This window comes from Allobosea sp. P4_C6, assembly GCF_056402015.1.
On sequence record NZ_JBFUIF010000210.1, the window covers coordinates 1 to 1968 of the forward strand.

Below are 1968 nucleotides of genomic sequence, written 5' to 3' on the forward strand. Positions count from 1 at the left end.
GGGCTGGCGTCAGCACTACAATACCCGGCGCCCGCACTCCTCGCTCGGCTACAAGCCGCCAGCACCGGTCGCTGTGGTCTGGCCGCCTACGAAAACCCAACCCGCTTCGCCGGCCATCTCAACCGTGGCCGACAAGCCCACCATGCATTAGATTAGAACCGGGCCACCTGATGGGGGCAGGCCAAACTCGCTCTTCCAGCAGGCTTCTTGCTTGGCTATGAGAAGACGTTATCCGGCGCTGGCCTCTGATAGGTGCGCCCAATCAGGCAGATATGGCGAGCATGACGACCGCGAATCTCATTCCCCTGATCATGGCTGGCGGTGCCGGCACGCGTCTTTGGCCGGTGTCTCGGGATTCGATGCCCAAGCAATTGATCGGCCTGCTCGATGACGGGCTGTCGAGCTTCCAGGCGACRTTGCTGCGGGTGAAGGTGGCGGGCTTCGATCGCCCGATCGYGGTCACCAATCACGACTTCCGCTTCGTGATCGCCGAGCAGATGCAGGCGGTCGGCGTCAGCGGCGACATCGTGCTCGAACCCGAGCGGCGCGATTCGGCGGCGGCTGTCGCGGTCGGCTCCCTCATTGCGCATGCGCGGGCCGAGGGCGCGCTGTGCGTCGCGTTGGCTGCGGACCATGCCATTGGCGATGTCGAGGGTTTCCGCAATGATTGCGCCAACGCTGCGGCGCTTGCCGCATCGGGGCTGATCATGACCTTCGGCATCGTGCCGACAATGTCGGCGACGGGTTACGGTTATCTCGAGCCCGGTGCGGCGCTCGATGTCCCTGGCGCCAGCCGCCTCAAGCGCTTCGTCGAGAAGCCTGACACCCATACGGCGAAGCAATATGTCGAGCAGGGCTTCCTCTGGAACAGCGGTAATTTCGTCTTCTCGGCGGCGCGGATGATCGAGGAACTCGAGATCCATGCACCTGAAGTGCTCGGCGGGGCGCGCGCTGCGGTCAGCGCCGCCAAGCGCGATCTCGATTTCCTGCGGCTCGATCCCGAGGGCTTTGCGCAGGCGCGCAAGGTCTCGATCGACTACGCGGTGATGGAGAAGACGAGCCATGCCGGCGTGCTGAAGGCGAGCTTCGACTGGTCGGATATCGGCTCCTGGGATTCGATCCACGACATCAAGCCGCAGGATGCGAACGGCAACGTGCTCGAGGGTCCGGTGGTCGCGCTGGGGACAAAGGGCTCGCTTGTGCGCAGCGAGGAGATCCTGACGACCGTGATCGGAATCGAGGACGCGGTCGTGGTGGCAACGCGCGATGCGGTGCTGGTGACGACCAAGGCGCGTGCGGCGGAGGTCAAGACGCTGGTCGAGCAGATGAAGCGCGACGGTAGGCGCGAGGCCAGCGAGCATCTGCGGATGTACCGGCCCTGGGGCTCCTATGAGCGCATCGACCTGGGCACGCGCTTCCAGGTGAAGCGGATCACCGTCAAGCCGGGCGGGTTGCTCAGCCTGCAGAAGCATTTCCACCGGGCCGAGCACTGGATCGTGGTCTCCGGCACGGCCGAAGTTACGCTCGACGGCACGGTTTCCTACGTCCACGAGAACGAGTCGATTTATCTGCCGATCGGCTGCACGCACCGCCTCGCCAATCCCGGCAAGATCGCGCTCGAACTGATCGAGGTCCAGGTCGGCTCCTATACCGGCGAGGACGACATCGTCCRCATCGAGGACATCTATGCCAGGGCGTGATTAGGATGAGGTAGTTGGACCCAGTGAATGCAGGCCAACGCGGGTCGGATGATCGTGCGGGATCAACTGTGGCCATCTCGCAAAGACATGTAATATCTGACTGGAAACGAGCAGTTTCCTAAAATCAACATTGCATATATAGGCCAGTCTTTTCCACGAATTTTGAACGAACGAAGGGCAGATACGGAATGGTACAGCCGCAACAGGCCAAACTGCCGCTTTGGCGAAAGTGTGGTCGAAAGATGCTAACGATTGTAAGGCCAATTAT

At 62.2% G+C, this 1968-nt stretch carries 2 protein-coding genes; both read left to right on the forward strand.

The window, feature by feature from the left end; all coding sequences use genetic code 11:
* The coding region (locus AC1DVA_RS28000; RefSeq protein ID WP_476807981.1) for an integrase core domain-containing protein at positions 1 to 151 on the forward strand (151 nt) is incomplete at its 5' end.
* Between the two features lie 121 nt (positions 152 to 272).
* Positions 273 to 1700 (forward strand): mannose-1-phosphate guanylyltransferase/mannose-6-phosphate isomerase, encoded by a 1428-nt coding sequence (locus tag AC1DVA_RS28005; RefSeq protein WP_476808068.1) that lies wholly within the window; start codon positions 273 to 275, stop codon positions 1698 to 1700.
* Positions 1701 to 1968 lie beyond the last annotated feature (268 nt).